The sequence below is a fragment of the Planomonospora alba genome (assembly GCF_039534085.1).
Classification (GTDB): domain Bacteria; phylum Actinomycetota; class Actinomycetes; order Streptosporangiales; family Streptosporangiaceae; genus Planomonospora_B; species Planomonospora_B alba.
The window spans coordinates 38,664-58,672 of record NZ_BAAAUT010000014.1 but is presented as its reverse complement, the minus strand read 5'-3'; the positions used below and the strand labels follow the sequence as shown (position 1 = coordinate 58,672).

The window sequence follows — 20,009 nt, the reverse complement described above, 5'->3', positions numbered from 1 at the left end:
GGTCAGGCCGTGCCGAACCCGGTGGTGGCCTGGCGGGCGCGCAGGACGATCTCCAGCTCGAACCTGACGTCGGGGTCGGAGAGCTGGTCGCCGTAGAGCTCCTCCAGCTGCCGGAGCCGGTAGCGCACGGTCTGCGGGTGCACGTGGAGCCGGGTGGCGACCTCCCCGGCGCCGCGGCCGTGGCGCAGCCACGCCAGCAGCGTCTCGGCCAGCCGGTCCTGCTGGCTGGGACGCAGGTGGGCCAGGGGCGCGAGCCGCACCTCGGCGAGGGCGTCGATCAGCTCCTCGTCCTTGAACACGACGAGGGCTGCCATGTGGTCGGAGCAGCGGATCAGGTTCCTGCTGCCGGACAGCACGCCGCGCCGGCCCAGCTCCAGCGCCTCCCGGGCCCAGCGGAGCGAGGTCGCGGCGGCGTCGACCGGCACGGCCGGGCCGATCGCGGCCTTCCAGCCGCGCAGCCCGGCCTCCAGGGCCTGCGCCTGGCCGGGGCCGTTGGGGTCGGGCACGAGGAGGCAGGGGTTGGGCCGGTCGAGCCCGGCCAGCACGTCCGGCGGGAGCGACGGCGGGCGGTAGCCGCCGCACTGCTCGTCCAGGGCGACCCCGGCGACGGTCCTGGGCAGCCGCCAGCCGGCGGCCTTGGCCAGGTCGGCGACGGCCTCGGGGGCGGCGGGCGGCCTGCTGAGCAGCAGGTTCAGCAGGCGCTGCCGGCGGCGTTCCATCTCTCCGGCCACCCGCGCCCTGGCCTCGTCGAACCCCTCGGCGGCGGCGTCGGCGATCTGGTCCAGGTAGACGAAGATGGCCTCGCCCAGGTCGTAGAGCTGCTGCGGGGTGAGGCCGAGCTGCTCGGCCTGCTCGGTCAGGCGCCGCCAGGCCACCCGCGCGCCCAGCCGCAGCGCGGTCTGCAGCGGGTCGAGGTTGCGGCCCTCGTTGGCCTCGCCGCGCCCGATCGTGCGGAACACGTCGGCCTCCAGCGGTCTGCTGGGGGTCTCGATCCGGTCGACGAACTGGCGCAGCGCCTCGTCGACGGCCAGCCGTACCGCCTTGACGTACATGGTGTCGGACGGCCGGGCGTACTCGGGGATGCGCAGGGTGATCTCGCCGATCACCTGTTCGGCGACCTGGGACAGGCCGGGCCGGAGCCGCCGGGCGACCTCTGCCGGGGTGGATCTCCAGAGCCGCTGGTCGGCCGTGTCGTGTGGTCTGACCCGGCGGCCGCCCAGTCCCTTGACCGTGATTCTCGCGTGTTCCTTCGTCGCCACAGACCCTCCCGTCGGAGTGCGCCTCATGTTCTGACGTGACAAACGCTTGTCAGTAAGCAAACGCTTGTTACTGTGGCGCGTGCAACACCTGAAGCATCCGGCGGGAAGGATTGAGACCTATCCGAGATAGGCGGCGAACTCGTCCAGGGAGATGAGGCCGTCGCCGTCGTTGTCCATCCGGCGGATCGCCGCGGCCGCGGCCTCGGGGGTGAGGGGCTGGCCGAGCACCTCCATCAGGCGCGACAGCTCGGTGACCGAGATCAGGCCGTCGCCGTCGACGTCGACCATGCTGAACGTGAGCGCGTAGTCGTTGGCCATGGGATCCGCCTTCCGGGCGCGGAGGAATCAGACGGCATGCACCTTAGCGTCATATCTCCACCGCACCCGGAGGGGCCTCGCACGGCGACGTGCGCCCGCGCCGCGCCGGAAGACGCCGAGGCCGTACGGCACCGCACCCGGCGGCGCCGTACGGCCTCCCGGCGGAGAGGTCCCGCGGCCCCTACAGCACCGCGCCGGAGCCCTCGCGGGGCCGGGCGGTGCGCTTCTTCTGCTTGGGCTGCGGCGGCGGCGCCTGGTTGCGCTTCTCGAAGACGATCGCCAGCGGCGTCGCCACGAACGCCGACGAGAGCGTGCCGACGATGATGCCGATCAGCAGCGCCACCGCGAAGTCGTTGAGCGAGGAGCCGCCCAGCACGGCCAGCGCGGCCAGGATGAACAGCGCGCCCAGACCGGTGTTCACCGTGCGCGGCACGGTCTGCAGGACCGCGGCGTTGGCGATCGTGGCGAACTCCGCCTTGCGCTGCTCGCCCCACATCTCGCGGACCCGGTCGAAGACCACGACCTTGTCGTTGACCGAGTAACCGATCACGGTCAGCATCGCCGCCAGGAACACCCCGTCGACCGGCTTGCTCGTCCACGCGAACACGCCGACCACGACCGCCACGTCGACGGCCAGCGTCAGCACGGCCGCCAGGCCGAAGGTCCAGCGGAACCGGAACGCCAGGTAGGCCAGCTGCGCGGCGAGCGCGACGGCCAGCGCGATCAGGGCGTTGCGGCGCAGCTCCTCGCCCATGCTCGGGCCGATGAGCTCGTCGCGGATCTTGTCCGCCTGCCCGGCCCCGCGCTCCAGCGCCGTCTCGATCCGGGTCACCTCGGCGTTGCCGATCTGGCCGGTCCGCACGGAGATGTCCTTGCCGGAGGTCTGCACGACCGCGTTGGGGAACCCGGCCTCGGCGACCAGGTCACGCGCGGCGTCGGCGCTGATCGGCTTGGTGGTGGAGAACTCGATGATCCGGCCGCCGGTGAACTCCACGCCGAAGTTCAGCCCGCCGCGCACCGCGAGCCCGGACAGGGCCGCGACCGCCACCGCCACGGCGACCACGAGGTAGGTCACGTGCCGGCGCATCAGGTCGGGGCCGTTCTCGTTCAGCCACGTGCGCAGCCGGCCGATGCCGGCCAGACCGGTGATCTTCGGCCGGGCGGAGACGGACCGGCGGTTGACCGCCCACTGGGCGATGACCCGGGTGATGACCATCGCGGTGACCATCGAGGCGAGCACACCGATGGAGAGCGTCACGCCGAAGCCGCGCACCGGCCCGGAGGCCAGGAAGAACAGCAGCCCGGCGGCGAGCAGCGTGGTGATGTTGGAGTCGGCCACCGCGCTCCAGGCGTTGCGGAAGCCCTTCTCCAGCGCCTGCCGGAGCCGGGTCCCGCCGCCGGCCGCCGCGGCCTCCCTGCGGTCGGCCTGCTTCGAGCCCGTCTGCGGCCGGGCGGCGTACTCCTCCCGGGCCCGTTCGAAGACCAGCACGTTGGCGTCGACCGCCATGCCGATCGCGAGCACGAAGCCCGCCAGGCCGGGCAGGGTGAGGGTCGCGCCGAGCGCCACCAGCGCCGCGTAGGAGACGAGCCCGTAGCAGGCCAGCGCGAAGGCGGCGACGAAGCCCACCAGCCGGTAGACGATGATGATGAAGATCGCGGTGAGCGAGACGCCGATGACGGCGGCCTCGGCGCTGGCGGTGATCGCGGCGGCGCCGAGGGTCGGGCCGACGGTCCGCTGCTCGACGACCTCGACCGGGACCGGGAGCGAGCCGCCCTCGATCAGCACGGCCAGCTCCCTGGCCTCCTCGGCGGTGAAGGTCCCGGTGATCTGGGTGGAGTTGCCGGGCAGGCCGACGTTGCAGTTCACGTCCTCGTTCACCTGGGGCGAGACGAGCACCTTGCCGTCGAGCACGATGGCGACCCGCCGCTTGGGGTCGCCGGACGGGTTGCAGGCCGCCTCACCGGTCAGCTTGGGCCACTCCTGGGTGCCCTTGCCGCGGAAGTCGATGGTGACGAACCACCCCCCGCCCGACTGCGGGTCGATGCCGGCCTCGGCGGCGCCGACGTCGTCGCCGCTGAGCCGGGCCGGGCCGATGAGGATCTTCCCGCCGTCCTCGTCGGTGATGACCTGCTCGCCCTTGCCGGGCTTGGTGTTCGCGTCGGCGACCCCGAGGACGGGGTGGATGGTCAGCTGGGCGGTCTTGCCGATGACCTCGGCGGCCTTGGTCGGGTCGAGCACGCCGGGCAGCTCGACGATGATCCGCTGCTCGCCGGAGCGGGCCAGCGTCGGTTCGGCCACGCCCAGCGCGTCGACGCGGCGGCGGAGCACCTCGAGGGTGCGGTCGGTGGTCTCGGCGTCGGCCTTGACCGTCGGGGCGTCCCTGGTCTCCAGGACGATCTGGGTGCCGCCGCGCAGGTCGAGGCCGAGGCGCGGCGTCATCGTCAGGGCTACGTACAGTGATGATGCGATCACGACGAACGCCGCGATCGCGCGTACCAACGGGGCACGCGACATGGAAGCCTCCCCAGGCTCGGAACAGGAGCGGTTCCGCGTACGGCCAGGCACCGGGCGGGCCCGCGGGACCGGCCGCCGGGTACGGCGGGGCCCCGGAGCGGGCGCGGTGGGTCGCCTCGGTGGGCCGGGTACGGCGGAGCACCCCGGGAACGCGGGGTCGGCGGGGTGCCTCAGCCGCCTGTGGAGGGAGGCGCGCGGCCGGACCTGACGAGCAGGGCCGCGAGCGGCCGCGGGTCGTCGTCCCGGGCGGGGCGGACGGCGGTGAACAGGCCGGGCGGCAGGTGCCGGACGGCGGGCGGCGGGGCGGCCGCCGGAGGGCCGCCGCCCGCGCCGGTCCCGGTGAAGGGCGAGGCGACCGCGTGGTAGCGCTCGCCCGCGGGGACCTGGCGGGAGGACGGGTGGTGGTCGGAGGCCGCCTTGGCGACGGCGGGGCCGTACGCACCGCCGAGGCGGTGGACGCGCCCGCCCCGCCGGAGACGAACAGCGGCAGCAGCAGCGCGAGCAGCCAGCCGAAGGGCGCACCGCACCTTCGCTGCCACATGACGACGCCCTCCGGCCGGTTCGGGACCACCTGGTGGTGATTTCCCTCACCATAACGTGTCACCACCGCCCTCACCGGTCATCGGGTCCGGGACACGGACCGCCCGCCGCGGCCCGGCGACGGGCCGCCGGCAGGTCGCCGGGGATCCGCCGGGCCCGGTCATGGAGGCGTAAAAGCGGGGTAGTGCGCCCCTATGCGATCGACCACAACCGCGGACCTGTGGTGGAAGAACGCCGTGGTCTACTGCCTGGACGTCGAGACCTACAAGGACGGCGACGGGGACGGCATCGGCGACTTCCGCGGCCTGAGCCAGCAGATCGACCACCTGGCCCGGCTCGGGGTGACCTGCATCTGGCTGATGCCGTTCTTCCCGACCCCCGGCCGTGACGACGGCTACGACATCACCGACTTCTACTCCGTGGACCCCCGGCTGGGCACCCTGGGCGACTTCGTGGAGTTCATGCGGACCGCCCGGGACCGGGGCATCCGGGTCATCGCCGACCTGGTGGTCAACCACACCTCCGACGAGCACCCCTGGTTCACCGAGGCCCGCTCCAGCCGGGACTCCCCCAAGCGCGACTGGTACGTCTGGTGCGACGACCCCGACCCCGTCGACCCCGAGGCCCTGGTCTTCCCCGGGGTGGAGGACACCGTCTGGACCTTCGACGAGGGCAGTGGCCAGTACTACCTGCACAAGTTCCACCGCTTCCAGCCGGACCTGAACATGGACAACCCCGAGGTCCGCGACGAGATCACCCGCATCCTCGGCTTCTGGATGGAGCTCGGCCTGTCCGGCTTCCGGGTGGACGCGGTGCCGTTCCTGCTGGAGGGGCTGGGCGGCGACCCGCACTCCTTCCTCGCCGACCTGCGGGCCTTCCTGAACCGCCGCGACGGCAGCGCGATCCTGCTGGGCGAGGTCAACCTGCCGTATCCGGAGCTGATGAAGTACTTCGGCGACGGCAACGGCGACGAGGTCACCATGTGCTTCGACTTCGTCGGCATGCAGCGCTTCCACCTGTCGATGGCCCGGCGCGACCCCGCGCCGCTGGCGCAGGCGCTGCGGGAGCGGCCGAAGCCGCCGAAGGACTGCCAGTGGGCCTCCTTCGTCCGCAACCACGACGAGCTGACCCTCGACAAGCTCACCGACGCCGAGCGCCAGGAGGTCTTCGACGCCTTCGGGCCGGACAAGGACATGCAGATCTTCGGCCGGGGCCTGCGCCGCCGGCTGCCCCCGATGCTCGGCGGCGACCTGCGCCGGCTCAAGCTGGCCTACAGCGTGCTGTTCTCGCTGCCCGGCACGCCGGTGCTCTTCTACGGCGAGGAGATCGGGCTGGGGGAGAACCTGGCGGCCGAGGGCCGCATGGCCGTGCGGGTGCCGATGCAGTGGGCGCCGAGCGGCGGCTTCTCCCGGGGCGAGGTCCGCACCCCGGTGCCCCCGGTGACCGGCGAGTACGGCCCGCGCAACGTCAACGTCGACGCCCAGCGCCGCGACCCGGACTCGCTGCTGCGCTGGGTGACGATGCTGATCGAGCGCTACCGGGAGTCGCCGGAGCTGGCCTGGGGCGAATACCGCGTACTGGACGCCGGTGACGAGGCCGTGCTCGCCCACCGGGCCGACGCCGAGGGCGGCACCGTGGTCGCCGTGCACAACTTCGCCGACCGCGACGCGGAGGTGGAGCTGCTCCTGGACGACCTCGGCGACCCGTGCGTCCTGGTGGACCTGCTGGTGGACGGCACGCTGGACGTCCCGCCGGACCGGCGGGTGCGCTTCACCCTGGGCCCGTACGGCTGCCGCTGGCTGCGGGTCGCCGAACCCGACGAGCTCCCGGAGGACGCCTCGGCCAAGGGGGCGTGACGCGGCTTTCGGCCCGCCGCCGGAGACGGCCGCAGGAGACCCCGCACCGCCCGGTGCGGGGTCTCCGCATTCCCCCCGTGCGTGGCTAACTTTGTTAGCATAGAGTCGTAGCTAACAAAGTTAGCCATGGAGGAAGCCGTGCTCACCTGGATCCTGGTCGCCGTCGCCGTTCTGCTCGCCGTCCCCGTCGTGAGTCACCTGTGGACCCTGGCCAGGCCGCACGAGGTCGTCACGGAGGTCGAGATCGAGGCCTCTCCCGAAGGGGTCTGGGCGGTGCTGACCGACTTCGCCGCCTACCCGGAGTGGAACCCGTTCATCGTGAGCGCCCGGGGCGAGCCGCGCGTCGGCGCCAGGCTCACCAACCGGATCTCCAACAACGGGAGCACGATGACCTTCGCCCCGGAGGTCCTGGCCGCCGACCCGGGCCGGGAGCTGCGCTGGATCGGCCGCTTCCTGATGCCGGGCATCGTGGACGGCGAGCACTACTTCCGCATCGAGGACCTCGGCGGCGGCCGGGTCCGGCTCGTCCAGGGCGAGACCTTCACCGGCGCGCTCGTGCCCTTCGCGGGCGGCGCCCTGGACGTGGCCGGCGGCTTCGCGGCGATGAACGAGGCGCTGAAGGCGCGGGCCGAGCAGACCGCCGGCGCCCTGCGCTGAGAGGATGCCCCGGTCAGGATCCCGGCCCGCAGGCCGGGATCTCCCCGTTGGAGGCGATTGATGAGCGGTCAGCCGGAACCGAGCCCTCTCACCCCCCGCGCGGCGCAGATCGCGGCGGCCGCGCGGGAGCTGCTGGAGGAGCAGGGGCACGAGGCCCTCACCATGCGGGCCCTGGCCGACCGGCTCGGCATCCGGGCGCCCTCGCTCTACAAGCACTTCCCCGACAAGGCGGCCGTCGAGGCCGCCCTCATCGAGCGCGGCCTCGCCGAGATCGGCGCCATCCTCCACGCGGCCCTGGAGGAGCGGTCCGGGACCGGGGCGATCGGCGCGGTGCTGCGGGCCTACCGGGCCGCCGCGCTCGCCCGCCCCAACCTCTACCGCCTGGCCACCTCCGGCCGGCTGCCGCGCGAGCGCCTCGCCCCCGGCCTGGAGGAGTGGGCGGGCACGCCGTTCTTCCTGGCGGCGGGCGAGCCGTACCTCGCGCAGGCGCTGTGGTCCTTCGCGCACGGCATGGTGATCCTGGAGCTCGACCGCCGCTTCCCCGCGGGGTCCGACCTGGATCGGACCTGGGCCGAGGGCGCCCGCGCCTTCGCCGCCCGCCGGGCCCGCGAGACCTGACCGGGCGTCGGCGGCCTCCCGCCGGTCGCGGCGCCCCGGGGATCACGAGGCTCCGGGGATCACGAGGCCCCGGCGAAGACCGGGATTCCCCTTAACCACGTATGCTACGGGCCGATATTCTCATCGACCCGGTTCCCGTCAGAGAAGGAAGATCACCGTGTACAAGGAGTTCGCGATCGAGGCCGTGGTGTGGCTGATCCCCGTGGTCGTCCTCCTCGCCCTCGCCTGGATGATCACGGCGACGGCCTGATCCACCACCGGGCGCCGCACGCGGCGCCGGAGGGGGAACGACGGGTCGGGAAAGACCTCACACCCCCCGTGACACGGTCGCGTCCCACCACCGGGTGGGGCGCGACCGTTGCGTTTCCCGGCGGTCCCGTCCGGGAGCGCCGGTGGCCGGGCGGTTCCCCGGGCCCCTCCGGGAGCGCCGCGGCCGGGCGCCCGCCCGGCCGCCGGGAGGCGTCCACCCGGGTCCTCACCGCCGGCCGAGGACCGGGAAGTTGCTGCGGATCACCCCCTGCGGGTCGTGCCGGCGCTTGACGCCGCGGAGCCGGGCGAGGGCGTGCGGGGCGAAGGCGGCCGCGGCCGTCTCCCCGGGGGCCAGGAAGGTGTAGGGCTTGCGGCCGCTGACGTAGGGCGCGAGGGCCCGGACGAGGTCGCGCTGCCTGGATTGGACGGCCGCCGCGGCCGCAGGGGTGGACGGGATCCCGAACAGGTAGAGCGCGTAGGGCTCGGTGAGCGGCCCGTGCGGGCTGTCGGAGGGGCGGGCCAGGGCGCCGCCCAGGTGCCGGATCTGCACGCTGAGCAGGGGGTCGACGGGCTCCGCCAGGAGCGTCTTGACGGCGGTGTCGTCCAGGCCGGTGAGCAGCTCGCCGCGTGACCTCCCGGGGCCGGGGGCGGTGGGTTCGGCGGTGATCGAGCCCAGGTCGCCGACCGGCATGGGGGCGCGGCTGTCGGAGATCAGCAGGTCGATCCGGTCCAGCGGGCGCAGCAGCGCCCGCGCCGCGGCGGCGTCGCCCAGGTAGGCGGCGTCGACGGCGACCATCGGCGGCGCCGAGGGGAACTGCAGCAGGTCGGCCCAGACGGTCAGCTCGTCGGGGGCGTCGGCGGTGATCCGCCGGAAGGCGTCGAGGACGTGCGGCGCCTGCTCGGCCGGCCACAGCATGCGGCCGCCGAACAGGGCGGGCGCGGGATGCAGGGCGAACTCGACGGCCGTGACGACGGCGAAGTCGCCGCCGCCGCCGCGCAGCGCCCAGAACAGGTCGGCGTGGGAGTCCGCGGTCACCCGCGCCGGAAGGCCGTCGGCGTCGACGACGTCGAAGGCGGTGACGCTGTCGGCGGCCCAGCCGTACGCGCGGCCGAACCAGCTGAGCCCGCCGCCGAGGGTGTAACCGACCACGCTCACCACCGGTGAGCTGCCCGGCAGCCCGGTCAGGCCGTGCGGTTCCGCCGCGGCCTGCACCCGCCCCCAGGCCGCTCCCGCCCCGACGCGCGCCAGGCGGGCGGCGGGATCCACCGTCACCGCGTCGAGCCGGTCGGTGCGCAGCAGGATCACCCGGTCGAGGCCGCCGGCGGCCTCGCCGGTGGCGCCGTGACCGCTGGGCTGCGCCGACACCGACATGCCGCGGGCACGGGCGTAGCGGACCAGAGCCACCACGTCGTCGGTGCCGGCGGCCTCGACCACCGCCGGCACCGGTTGGCGGACGGCCAGGTTCCACGGCCGCCTGGCCTGCTCGAAGCCGGGGTCGCCGTCCAGCAGCACCCGGCCGCGGACGAGGGAGCGGAGGGCGGTCAGATCACTCATGGTCTTCTCCTGACGGAGGGGGCGGGCGGGGACGGGCACGGTGCGCGGAGCGGGCACCGGGCGCTCGGCGTGCGGCGCGTGCTCGCGTGCGGGCCGGGGGAGGGCGAGCGGTCCCCACTCTCGGCCGGGGCGAGGGGGCCGATCAATGCGCCCCTGTGCAATGATCGTGAAGCCTGGGTTAACGACGGGAGAGCGCCATGCTGGAGCGGCACGAGCTGGAGGCGTTCCTCACCCTCGCGGAGGAGCTGCACTTCGGCCGCACCGCCGAACGCCTGCACGTGTCCACCGCCCGGATCAGCCAGACCATCGCCAAGCTGGAGCGCCGGATCGGAGTCCCGCTGTTCAACCGCACCAGCCGCCGGGTGGAGCCGACCGCGGTGGGACGGCAGCTGTACGGGGAGGTCCGTCCCGCCTGGGACCGGATCACCACCGCGTTCGAGCGGGCGGTCGACGCCGGTCGCGGCCTGACCGGCGTGCTCCGGGTCGCCTTCGTCGGCGCGGCCGGCGGGCAGCTGCTCGCCGGGGCCGCCGAGCTGTTCCGCGGGCGCCATCCCGAATGCGACGTCCGGCTCCGCGAGGCGCAGATGGTCGATCTCATGCCCTGGCTCCGCGACGGTGAGATCGACATCGCCCTGGGCACCCTCCCCATCCACGAGCCCGGCATCGTCACCGGTCGGGTCCTGGTGTCCGAGGCGCGCATGCTCGCCGTCCCCTCCCGGCATCCCTACGCCCGCCGCGAGTCGGTCCGCACGGAGGATCTGGCCGGGGTGAAGCTGCTCCAGCTGCCCGACACCCTCCCCGACTCCCTGCGGGAGGACCGCACCCCGCGCACCACCCCCGCCGGGCGTGCGATCGAGCCCGGCCCCGCGGCCGCCACGTTCAACGAGATGCTCACCCTCGTCGGCGCCGGCCACGGCGTCTTCCCCGTCGGCGCGCAGGCCAGGCGCTACTACGCCCGTCCCGACGTCGTCTACGTCCCCTTCAGCGACGCCCCGCCGCTGCGGTGGGGGCTGCTCTGGCGGGCCGACGGCGCCACCGCCCGCGTGCGCGCCTTCGTCCAGGCCGCCCACGACCTGATCGCCGTCCCGTGAACGGTGTCCCCTCGGGGGCCGGGACGCCCCGTGCCCACGGGCCCGCCGGTGCCGCCCGGCACGGCCGATCCCGCAGGCCGCGGTCACCCGGCGCGGACGGGGCCCGTGCCGGACCCGCGGTCACCCGGCGCGGACGGGGCCCAGGACCCGCCAGAGCCAGATCTGGGAGGCCACCAGCAGGGGGGTGAGGACCAGCGTCGCGGGGGTGAGCAGGGCGAGCGTCGCCGGATCGGCCAGGTTCTCCGCCAGCGGCAGCCGTGACCCCGCCGCCAGGCAGACCAGCACCATCCCGCCCGAGGTCAGCGCGTAGGCCGTACGTCCCGGGGCCGGCGCGTAGGCCGTACGTCCCGGGGTCGGGGCGTGAGCCGTGCGCCCGCCCGCGGCCGCGAAGGGCCGCCGCGCCCGCTCCCGCGGTCCGCCGGAGAGCCGGAGCGCGGCCAGCGCCAGGCCGTGGACGGCGAACAGCGCGGCCAGGGCCACGACCGCCGCGGCCAGCAGCGGCGGCGGTGCCCCCGCGCTCCCCGCGAGCACGAACCCCCAGCTCAGCGCCACCGCCCAGCTCCCCGCGACCACCGCGGCCTCGCACCCGGTCCGCCAGGCGGCCCGGTCCACCCGCCCCCGCAGCCAGATCCCCGCATCCCGCGCCACCCAGCCCAGCAGCAGCACGGTGAACGCGGCGTAGTGCCCGGTGAGCAGCTCCCCCTCCAGCGTGGGGAAGGCCCCGATGAAGAAGCCCACCGCGGCGACCAGCCAGACCTCGTTCGTCAGGAAGAACGGGGTGATCGCATCGAGCACCCGGCCGCGCTCCCCGGGCGAGCGCCCCAGGTACGGCAGGAGCATGCCGATCCCGAAGTCGGCGCCGGAGAGCACGAAGTAACCGGCGGTGAAGAACGCGAGCAGGGCGATTTCCATCGGGGGCTCCTCCTCGGAGAAGGCGGGCGGTCCGGGCACGGGGCGACGGGCAGGTTCAGAACAGGGCGGCCGGGACCGGGGCGCCGGAGCCGGACGGAAGGTCCGGGGCGGCGTCCGGGGCGCCGGGGGAGCCGGCCGGGTCGGGACCCCGGCGGGCGGTGCGGGCCAGCAGCCAGCCGTTGACCGCGAGCAGGACGGCGAACAGCACGGTGAAGGCGGTCAGCGAGAACACCAGCAGCCCCGGTGGCAGGTCGCTCAGGGCCTCCTCGGTCGTCAGCACGCCGTACACGACCCACGGCTGGCGGCCGGCCTCGCGGAAGACCCACCCGGCGAGCACGGCCGCGAACGGCAGCGGGACCGAGGCGACCAGCAGCACGTGCCAGGCGCGCAGCCCGAGGACCGCGCGGGGGAAGAGCGCCAGCACCACGCTGACCAGCGAGACGAGCGCCATCACCGAGAACAGGCCCAGCATCGCCATCCCCGAGCCCCGCACCAGGCCCAGCGGCGGTACGTAGTCGCCTGGGCCGAAGGCCGCCACCGCATCCGCCTGGAGCCGGGCGACGTCGGCCGCGGTGCCGTCGAAGGCGGCGCCCTTGAGCGGCTGCAGGGTCCCGAAGCTCATCTCGCCGAAGGCGACCACGGCCGCCAGCGCGGGCAGGCCGGTGAACACGCCGATCCGCAGCGAGCGGCGGAAGAACTCCCGCTCGGCCGTCCCGCGCCGCAGGTGGTAGGCGCTCACCCCGGCCAGGAAGAACCCGGCGGTCACCAGCGAGGCGGCCATGACGTGCCCGAACGCGGTCAGCGCCGCCGGGTTGGCCAGCACCGCCGCCGCGTCGGTGAGTTTCAGCACGCCGCCGGAGAGCTCGGCGCCCACCGGGTTCTGCATGAAGCCGTTGGCGACGAGCACCCAGTAGGCCGAGGCGTAGGCGGTGAGCGCCACCACCCAGAACACCGCCAGGTGCACCCACCGGTTCAGCCGGTCCCACCCGAAGATCCACAATCCCAGGAAGGTCGACTCGACGAAGAACGCCACGATCGTCTCCATCGCCAGCGACGCCCCGAAGACGTTGCCCGCGACGTGCGAGAGCCCCTTCCACGCCATGCCGAGCTGGAACTCCATCACCAGCCCGGTGACGATGCCCATCGCGTAGTTGACCACGTAGAGCCGTCCCCAGAACCGCGTCATCCGCTCGTGGACGGCCGAGCCGGTCAGCACGGCCCGGGTCTGCACGAGCGCGATCAGCGTGGCCAGGCCCAGGGTGAGGGCGACGAACACGAAGTGCCCCCCGGCGGTGAGGGCGAACTGCAGCCGGGCGAGGTCGAGCGTCTCCATGCTCCTCAGCGTCCCGGCACGGCCGCCGCCGGCGCGTCCTCCCGGGGTGGGCTCCCGCCGTACTCCCCGGGGCGCACCCGCGCCGCCTCCTGCTACGCCGGCCGTACGCCTGCGCCCGGCCGCCGGACGCCGTACCGCAGCGCCGTGTCCGGCCCGCACGCCGACGGCCGGGGCCGTCGCCCCTGAAGGGCCGTCTCCCCCGTGAGAGGGAGACGGCGGATCGCTCCCGTCGGCGATGCCCCCGGAGCCGGGGAAGACCAGCATTGACGGCGTAGCCGATCCGCTGAGGAGTCCCCGAATGAACCCCCGCCTCCCCTTCGTCGCAGCGCCCCTGCTCGTCCTGGCCTACGGAGTGATCCGGATCCTGGACGGGCTCGACGGCAGCCGGGGCCCCGGCCCGGCCTGGACCACCGGCCACCTCGCCTTCCTCGCGGCCCTGGCCCTGTTCGTCCCCACCTTCCTGCGGATGCGCCGGATGGCGGGGCGGGACGCCGCCGCCACCGCGAGCGCCGCGGCGGGCATCGCCGGCATCGCGGCGATGGCCGCGCAGTTCGCCATCGACGTGGTGATCGGCTTCCTCGCCGCCGACCACGCCGCCATGAGCGTGCTGTTCGACCGCGTCCAGGCCGTCCCCGGCGTCTCGCTCGTCGTCTACGACGGCGGCCCGCTGCTCTTCTTCGCCGGCCAGGTCGCGATCGTCGTCCGGCTCGCACTCCTCGGCCGGGTCGGCGCCTGGGTGCCCGTCCTGGTCCTGGTGAACGTCGTCCTCCCGCTCGTCGACAAGGACCTCATCCCGCTGGGGGCGCTCTGCCTGCTCGCCGCCTTCACCGCCCTGTCCGCCCGGCTCCCCCGCCCCGCCGTCCCCGCCCCCGCCGCCGCGTGACGCGGGCACGCCGCCGCACGACGGACACCGCCGCCGGATGAGGAAGGATCGCTTCCGTGCCCTCCACGCAGCCCCCCGCCCGGGTCCGCGACCGGCTGGAGTCCCTCGCGCCGCTCCGCGACCGGCTGGAGTCCCTCGCGCCGCTCCGCGACCGGCTGAGGTCCCTCCCCCCGCCGTGGCTGGACGCGGCGCTGGCCGCGCTCGTCCTGGTCGTGCAGCTGTGGCCGTTCCTGTCCAGGGACAACCCGCACGGCGGGCCGTGGCACTGGTGGGGCTACGTGGTGGTGGTCGCCTCCGCGGTGCCGCTGGTGTGGCGGCGCCGGGCGCCGGTGGCCGTCCTGCTGGCCGTGCTGGCCGCGGTCTCCCTGTACGACGTGGTGGACGAGGTCGCCGCCCAGCCGATCTGGTACGGCGGGCTCGTCGCGACCTACACGGTGGCGGCCTGCTCGGCCCGGCTGACCGGCGTGGTCCTGCTCGCCGTCACCGTCATCGGCGGCCTGCTCCTGGTCGGCTCCTCGGAGACCGCCCTGCGCGGAGTCGTGCTGTTCGTCACCGCGTACGCCATCGGCCGCGCCTCCGCCGCCTCCCGCGCCCACGCCGCCGCGCTGGAGGAGCGCGCCGCCCGGCTGGAGCACGAGCGCCGGGTCGAGGCCGAACGGGCTGCCGAGCGCGAGCGCGCCCGGATCGCCCGGGACATGCACGACATCCTCGCGCACGCGGTCAGCCTCATGGTGGTGCAGGCCGAGGCCGGGCCGGTGGTGGTCCGCAGCGACCCGGCCCGCGCCGAGGCCGTCTTCGACGCGATCGCCGCCGCGGGGCGGGACGCCATGGTCCAGCTCCGCCGCACGCTGGACGCGCTGAAGGAGGAGGCGGGCCCGCGCGCCCCGCGCCCGACCCTGGGGGACCTGGCGGCACTGCCCGGCCAGGTCACCGGCACCGGGCTCGACGTGGCCGTCTCCGTCTCGGGCGAGCCCCGGCCGCTCCTTCCCGACGTCGAGGTCGCCGTCTACCGGGTGGCCCAGGAGGCCCTGACCAACGTCATCAAGCACGCGGGCGCCACCCGCGCCGAGATCCGGCTCGTCTGGCAGGATGACACACTCATGATCAGTATCACCGACGACGGGCGCGGCTCCGGGGCGTCCCTGCCCGCCGGGGGGAACGGCCTGATCGGCATCCGGGAGCGCGCCGCCGCCCTGGGCGGCACGGCGACCGCGGGCTCCCGCACCGACGGTCCCGGCTTCCGCGTGCTCGTACGGCTGCCGCTGGCCGAGGCGGTGCGGGCATGACCGTGCGCGTGGTGGTGGCCGACGACCAGGAACTGGTGCGCGCCGGGTTCGGCATGATCCTCGATGCCCAGCCCGACATCGAGGTCGTCGCCGAGGCGGGCGACGGGGCCGGGGCCGTGGCGGCGGTCCGCGAGCACCGGCCGGACGTCCTCCTGCTGGACATCCGCATGCCGGTGATGGACGGCATCGAGGCGGCCCGCGTCGTGTGCGCGGAGAGCGGGTGCCGGGTGCTCATGCTGACCACGTTCGACCTGGACGACTACGTCTACGACGCGCTGCGCGCGGGCGCGAGCGGCTTCCTGCTCAAGGACGTCCGCCGCGACGACCTGGTCCACGCGGTGCGGGTGGTCGCGGCGGGGGAGTCGCTGCTGGCGCCCTCGGTCACCAGGAGGCTGATCGCCCGGTTCGTCTCCGGCCCGGCCGCCCCGCCTGCCGCCTCTCCCGCCGCGCCGTCCGCCGGGCGGCTGGACGTGCTCACCGGCCGGGAGCGGGAGACGCTCCAGCTGATCGCGCGGGGACTGTCCAACGCGGAGATCGCCGAGGCCATGGTGGTCAGCGAGCACACGGTCAAGACGCACGTCAGCAACGTCCTGACCAAGCTCGGGCTGCGCGACCGGGTCCAGGCGGTGATCGTCGCCTACGAGACGGGCCTCGCGGTCCCCGGCGGGCCGGTGTAGGGGGCCCGGCACGCAGCGGTCACCGACCCCGGCTCCGTCCGCGGGTGTGCCCGGCAGGGGCGGTCGAGCCGGGCCTTCGCGCTGCCGGAGAGCAGCACGGACGGATGAAGGGCGGCACGGACGGCTTCCACGCGGCCGGGCGGAGTCCTCCGGAGAGGTGGTCGGCCACGTCGCCCGTGCGTGCTCCGAGCCGTCAGGCGTCGAAGCGGCGGCGGGCGCCCTCGATGTGACCGAGGTACCGGTGGGTCCAGTCGCAGATCAGATCGACCGTCGCCCGCAGGGCTCGGCCCGGCTCGGTGAGGGTGTACTCGACCCGCGGCGGCACGGTGGGGTGCACCTTTCGCTCGGCCAGGCCGTTGCGCTCCAGCATGCGCAGGTTCTGGGTGAGCATCTTGTGGCTGATGCCCTCGACCTCGTCCCGCAGCTCGCTGAAGCGCAGGGTGCGGTCACCGAGAGCCTCGATGATCAGCAACGCCCACTTGTTGGCGACATCCGAGAAGATCTCCCGCGCCAGGGAGTCCGCGCGCCTCAGGTCCGCTTCGTCGGACAAGCCGCTGAACTGCTTGGTCACCATCAGGTTCCTCCGTTACCGGAAAGTGCGTTCTTCCACGTCAGCGAACACTCTCCTATGGTTCCCCAGTAACCACAAGAGACCAAGGGTGTCTTGGCTCGGTGAAAGCGAGCCCGCGGGCTCCCATGACAAGGAGGCGGACAGCATGGCCATCACCCTCGTGAACCCCGGCGGACTGCCCGAGGTCGACGTCTACCGGCAGGTGTCGATCGCGTCGGGGTCGAGGCTGGTCTTCATCGCCGGGCAGGTCGCCTGGGATGCCGACGAGGCCACGGTCGGCGAAGGCGACCTCGCCGCGCAGGTCGAGCAGTGCTACCTCAACATCGCCACCGCCCTGGCCGAGGTCGGCGGTTCCTTCGGCGACGTGGCGAAATTGACCGTCCACGTCGTCGACTGGACCCCCGACAAGATGCCCCGGCTCCTGGAGGGGATCTCGCGCGCGGCCGCGAAACTGGGGGTCACCCCGGTCCCGCCGGCCACGCTGCTGGGCGTCGCGGCGCTGGACATCCCCGACCACCTGGTCGAGATCGAAGCCATCGCGGTCCTCGACTGAACGGATGCCCTCGGCCACCGAGCGCTGAAGCGATCCACGACGGTACTCAGCCGCATCCGCGCGCACCCGAGCAGACGAAAGACCAATAAGGAGATCCCATGGCTGTTTCGCTCATCAACCCTGACGGGCATGTCCGAGTCCCGATCTACCACCACGTCGCGGTGGCGACGGGGAGCAAGCAGGTCCACATCGCGGGACAGGTCGCCTGGGACGAGAACGGCGACCTCGTGGCACCGGGCGACCTCGCCGGGCAGGTCGCTCAGGTCTACCGCAACGTCGCCAAGGCGCTCGACGAGGCAGGGGCGACGTTCCACGACGTCGTCCGTTTCACGTGGTACGCCGCGGGCTGGAAGAGGGAAATGTACGACGCCTTCAACGCGGGTATCGAACAGGCGGCCCGCGAGTTCGACATCGCGACGCCGCCGCTCGCGCTGATCGGGGTCGACATCCTCTTTGAACCCGGCATCCTCATCGAGGCCGAGGTCACCGCGATCATCGATTAGCACTCCGGTGGCACTTTGAGATCATGGCTGGGACCCGCGCTCTCGGTGGCGAAGACGGCGTGGCCGGGGATCGCGGCGGTGCGGCGGCGGGTGGGAGCGGGCAACCGAGGCTCGGACCGTCCCTCACCGGGGAGGCCGTCCACGCGGCGGCCACGCCCGGCCTCCGCCTCGTCACCCCCGCCGGCATCTACGCCTGAGTCCGGTCCCCCGGGACGCTCTACGACCGGCGGAGGCAGACCACCCGGTAGACGGGGTCGGGGCGGGGGACGGACGGGTCGGGCAGGGCGGCCAGCCGTTCCCTCACCTCGTCGGCGCGGGCCAGGACGGAGGCGTAGAAACCGGCCTCGACGAGCTCGGCGGTCTGCAGCGGCGAGCGGCCCTGGCCGTGACCGGTGAAGGTCGTCTCGGCGGCCAGGCGGAGCCCGTGCCGCTCGCCGCAGGCGATGACCAGGTCGCGGCGGTCGCGGACGCCGCGCGTGCGGTACGGCGCGAGCACCCGGCCGATGTCGTCGGCCTGGCGGGCGGCGTCCTTGTCGACGGTGGTGATCAGCACCCCGCCGGGCCGCAGCACCCGGGCGCACTCGGCGACCGTCTCCGGCACGCCCGGGATCAGGTGGAGCAGCCAGATCGCGCAGACCGCGTCGAGCGAGGCGGTGGCGAAGGGCAGGTCCCGACCGTCGCCCAGCAGCACCCGGTGCCCCAGCCGGTCGCGGGCCAGCCGCGCCATGCCGATCGAGGCGTCCAGCCCCAGCACCCGCAGGCCCGGCCGGACGATGCGCGAGGTCACCAGGCCCGTGCCGCAGCCGACGTCGAGCAGGGTCCCGGCCTCGGCGGGGAGCAGCCCCAGCACGGCCCGCGCGGCGGCCTCGGCCCGCGGCACGCCCCCGCGCGTCGCGTCGTAGCGGGCCGCCTCCGCGTCGTAGTCCAGCACGCCCACACCCTAGATCGGGGACGCCCTCCCGGCCAGCGGGGTCCGGAGGGCGTCCCCAATCCCGGAAGCCGGGCGTGCCCCGCCCGAGGCCGGGCCGGGGACTCCCCTCACGGAGCAGGAGCGGCACCGGGCGGAGCCGGGAACGAGGTCAGGAGCCCACCGGCCCTCCCGGGCAGAACTCGCCGACCGGCCGGGGGGCGGGATTCGGCTCGGGACCGGCCAGGACGATGGCCTCGCCCGCCGCGGCCATCACCCCGTCGTGCACGTACCAGTCTTCGGGGACCGACGGGCCGGCATCGACGGAGGAGGTGAACTCCGGCTCCACGCCGCGTTCCCGCAGCATGGCGGTGACCTCGGTGACGGTCTTGTTGACGTAGCCGACGCAGTGGAGCGGCTCGCCCGGCATCTCCAGCAGGGGCCGGATCATGTACGCCTCACCGGGCCGTGCCTCCCGGCCGAGCGTGATCTCGGCCTTCTTCGCGAAGTCCACCGGCACCCTCACCCCCGTCGGACATTCACCGGGCCGCTCGCAGGAGCCGTTCCCGACGGCCGTGACGGGTCCGTCCACGGGCACCGGTTCACCTGACCTGAGCCGGTCCACGTCGTTGACCACGAAGATGTCGCCCGCCCCACCCGGCGAGGTGGGCAGGAGCTTGAGCGTGATGTCCAGGCCCCGGGCCTTGAGTTCGCGCTCGTACATCTCCGGGTCGGCGAACAGGTCCTTCACCGTGATGACGTAGTGGTCACCGTCCCGCTTGATGTCCAGGGCCGCGGAGGCCGGGGACGGACCGAGGGCGCCGGGGAGGCTCCAGGTCGCCACCATGCCCAGGACGGCGGCTCCGGCGGCGACCGGCAGGGCGGCCCACCGGCGGCGCCGCGCACCCGCGGTGCGCACGGGCGCGATCGGCGCCCACCACCGGCGGCGCCGGGCGGGTGCGGCGGCCGGGGCGGCGGTGATCTCGTCGAACAGCTCCCGGGCGCCCGGGGTCATGCCGGGCCCCGGACCGGGGGCGATGCCCGCCACGAGGCGGTCGATCTCGTGCATCAGCTCTCTCCCTTCGCCAGCGCGACCGCGCGCGGGCCGTACCTGGTCAGATCGAGTCCGGCGGCCTCCAGCTCCCGGGCGAGCCGTTTGCGCGCCCGGTGCAGCCTCAGGCGTGCGGCCCCGCGCGAGCAGCCCAGCACGGTCGCGATCTCCGCGCTGTCCAGGCCCTCCCAGCCGGCCAGGGAGAGCAGTTCCCGGTCGTCGGGGCTCAGCCGCCCGAACGCCTTGCGGACCCCGCCGGGGTCGTGCCCGGTCTCCTCGTCCCGCTCGGCCCAGCCGGCCAGTTCCGTGCGGAGCCGCGACGCCAGCTCGGTGCGGCGGCCCTCGGCCCGGTGGCCGTTGGCCAGCACCCGCCGGGCCGTGCCGTACAGCCAGAGGCGGGCGGCGTGCCCCTCCGGGACGTCGGCGAGGCGGCGCCAGGCGGTGGTGAACGTCTCGGCGAGCGCGTCGGCGGCGTCGTCGGGGGTGTCGGTGCGGCGCCGGACGTAGGCGAGGAGGTCGGGATAGTACGCGGTGTAGATCTCCTCGAAGCGCCGCTGGGGGTCAGGAGGGCCCACGCTGCTTCCTTCCGCAGGGGAACTCGGTCATCCCCGTACGTGTCCGGCAACGGATATCTGTTTCCGGCATATCCGGTCGTCCGGCGTACATCGAAAGCAT

The 20,009-nt window shown here is 74.1% G+C and carries 20 protein-coding genes; 9 read left to right on the top strand and 11 right to left on the bottom strand.

What is annotated here, in order from left to right:
* Positions 1-2 precede the first annotated feature (2 nt).
* The 4 genes from ABD823_RS10775 to ABD823_RS10760 form a co-directional block, all read right to left on the bottom strand.
* Positions 3-1,259, bottom strand: a complete 1,257-nt coding sequence (locus ABD823_RS10775; RefSeq protein WP_344858388.1) for a PucR family transcriptional regulator — start codon at positions 1,257-1,259, stop codon at positions 3-5.
* 117 nt (positions 1,260-1,376) lie between these two features.
* Positions 1,377-1,577 carry an EF-hand domain-containing protein gene (locus tag ABD823_RS10770; RefSeq protein ID WP_344858386.1) on the bottom strand — a complete coding sequence of 67 codons (201 nt, stop codon included), beginning with the start codon at positions 1,575-1,577 and terminating at the stop codon, positions 1,377-1,379.
* Between the two features lie 181 nt (positions 1,578-1,758).
* Positions 1,759-4,092, bottom strand: a complete 2,334-nt coding sequence (secD, locus tag ABD823_RS10765) for a protein translocase subunit SecD (protein ID WP_344858385.1) — start codon at positions 4,090-4,092, stop codon at positions 1,759-1,761.
* Positions 4,093-4,262: 170 nt separating this feature from the next.
* On the bottom strand, positions 4,263-4,631 hold the full coding sequence (locus ABD823_RS10760) for a hypothetical protein (protein ID WP_344858383.1): 369 nt from the start codon (positions 4,629-4,631) through the stop codon (positions 4,263-4,265).
* A gap of 195 nt (positions 4,632-4,826) precedes the next feature.
* Between ABD823_RS10760 and ABD823_RS10755 the strand changes: the two genes are divergently transcribed.
* From ABD823_RS10755 to ABD823_RS10745, 3 genes are all read left to right on the top strand, one after another.
* Positions 4,827-6,488: an alpha-amylase family protein gene (locus ABD823_RS10755; protein WP_344858381.1), complete on the top strand. Its 1,662-nt coding sequence runs from the start codon at positions 4,827-4,829 to the stop codon at positions 6,486-6,488.
* Between the two features lie 138 nt (positions 6,489-6,626).
* Positions 6,627-7,145, top strand: coding sequence for an SRPBCC family protein (locus ABD823_RS10750; RefSeq protein ID WP_344858380.1), 519 nt, complete (start codon positions 6,627-6,629; stop codon positions 7,143-7,145).
* 60 nt (positions 7,146-7,205) lie between these two features.
* A complete protein-coding gene (locus tag ABD823_RS10745) occupies positions 7,206-7,763 on the top strand; it encodes a TetR/AcrR family transcriptional regulator (protein ID WP_344858378.1) in 558 nt (185 codons plus the stop codon).
* A 475-nt stretch (positions 7,764-8,238) separates the two neighbouring features.
* On the opposite strand, the gene ABD823_RS10740 is transcribed toward ABD823_RS10745, so the two are convergent.
* Positions 8,239-9,567, bottom strand: coding sequence for an FAD-binding oxidoreductase (locus tag ABD823_RS10740; protein ID WP_344858377.1), 1,329 nt, complete (start codon positions 9,565-9,567; stop codon positions 8,239-8,241).
* A 197-nt stretch (positions 9,568-9,764) separates the two neighbouring features.
* Here ABD823_RS10740 and ABD823_RS10735 point away from each other — a divergent pair, with 197 nt between their 5' ends.
* Positions 9,765-10,658, top strand: coding sequence for a LysR family transcriptional regulator (locus ABD823_RS10735; RefSeq protein WP_344858375.1), 894 nt, complete (start codon positions 9,765-9,767; stop codon positions 10,656-10,658).
* A 120-nt stretch (positions 10,659-10,778) separates the two neighbouring features.
* Here ABD823_RS10735 and ABD823_RS10730 read toward each other — a convergent pair whose 3' ends face one another.
* Positions 10,779-11,570 carry a cytochrome d ubiquinol oxidase subunit II gene (locus ABD823_RS10730; protein ID WP_344858373.1) on the bottom strand — a complete coding sequence of 264 codons (792 nt, stop codon included), beginning with the start codon at positions 11,568-11,570 and terminating at the stop codon, positions 10,779-10,781.
* Between the two features lie 55 nt (positions 11,571-11,625).
* Positions 11,626-12,903, bottom strand: coding sequence for a cytochrome ubiquinol oxidase subunit I (locus ABD823_RS10725; RefSeq protein WP_344858371.1), 1,278 nt, complete (start codon positions 12,901-12,903; stop codon positions 11,626-11,628).
* A 298-nt stretch (positions 12,904-13,201) separates the two neighbouring features.
* On the opposite strand from ABD823_RS10725, the gene ABD823_RS10720 reads away from it, so the two are divergent.
* From ABD823_RS10720 to ABD823_RS10710, 3 genes are read left to right on the top strand one after another with little or no spacing between them, the layout of a single operon-like run.
* A complete protein-coding gene (locus ABD823_RS10720) occupies positions 13,202-13,786 on the top strand; it encodes a hypothetical protein (RefSeq protein ID WP_344858369.1) in 585 nt (194 codons plus the stop codon).
* A 56-nt stretch (positions 13,787-13,842) separates the two neighbouring features.
* On the top strand, positions 13,843-15,072 hold the full coding sequence (locus ABD823_RS10715) for a sensor histidine kinase (RefSeq protein WP_344858368.1): 1,230 nt from the start codon (positions 13,843-13,845) through the stop codon (positions 15,070-15,072).
* Entirely contained in the window at positions 15,069-15,749 is a 681-nt protein-coding gene (locus tag ABD823_RS10710) for a response regulator (protein ID WP_344858366.1), read from the top strand. Before ABD823_RS10715 ends, ABD823_RS10710 begins: the two co-directional genes overlap by 4 nt.
* A gap of 193 nt (positions 15,750-15,942) precedes the next feature.
* On the opposite strand, the gene ABD823_RS10705 is transcribed toward ABD823_RS10710, so the two are convergent.
* The gene (locus ABD823_RS10705) at positions 15,943-16,323 is read right to left on the bottom strand and encodes a winged helix-turn-helix transcriptional regulator (protein WP_344858364.1); all 381 of its coding nucleotides are present in this window, start codon (positions 16,321-16,323) and stop codon (positions 15,943-15,945) included.
* Between the two features lie 142 nt (positions 16,324-16,465).
* Between ABD823_RS10705 and ABD823_RS10700 the strand changes: the two genes are divergently transcribed.
* Together ABD823_RS10700 and ABD823_RS10695 are read left to right on the top strand one after the other, a co-directional pair.
* The gene (locus ABD823_RS10700; protein WP_344858362.1) at positions 16,466-16,873 is read left to right on the top strand and encodes a RidA family protein; all 408 of its coding nucleotides are present in this window, start codon (positions 16,466-16,468) and stop codon (positions 16,871-16,873) included.
* Between the two features lie 98 nt (positions 16,874-16,971).
* The gene (locus tag ABD823_RS10695) at positions 16,972-17,376 is read left to right on the top strand and encodes a RidA family protein (protein WP_344858361.1); all 405 of its coding nucleotides are present in this window, start codon (positions 16,972-16,974) and stop codon (positions 17,374-17,376) included.
* Between the two features lie 217 nt (positions 17,377-17,593).
* Here ABD823_RS10695 and ABD823_RS10690 read toward each other — a convergent pair whose 3' ends face one another.
* The 3 genes from ABD823_RS10690 to ABD823_RS10680 form a co-directional block, all read right to left on the bottom strand.
* A complete protein-coding gene (locus ABD823_RS10690; protein ID WP_344858359.1) occupies positions 17,594-18,307 on the bottom strand; it encodes a class I SAM-dependent methyltransferase in 714 nt (237 codons plus the stop codon).
* 148 nt (positions 18,308-18,455) lie between these two features.
* Positions 18,456-19,352 carry a hypothetical protein gene (locus ABD823_RS10685; protein WP_344858357.1) on the bottom strand — a complete coding sequence of 299 codons (897 nt, stop codon included), beginning with the start codon at positions 19,350-19,352 and terminating at the stop codon, positions 18,456-18,458.
* Complete coding sequence (locus ABD823_RS10680) at positions 19,352-19,909, bottom strand: RNA polymerase sigma factor (protein WP_344858355.1); 558 nt, start codon at positions 19,907-19,909, stop codon at positions 19,352-19,354. Before ABD823_RS10680 ends, ABD823_RS10685 begins: the two co-directional genes overlap by 1 nt.
* Between the last annotated feature and the right edge of the window lie 100 nt (positions 19,910-20,009).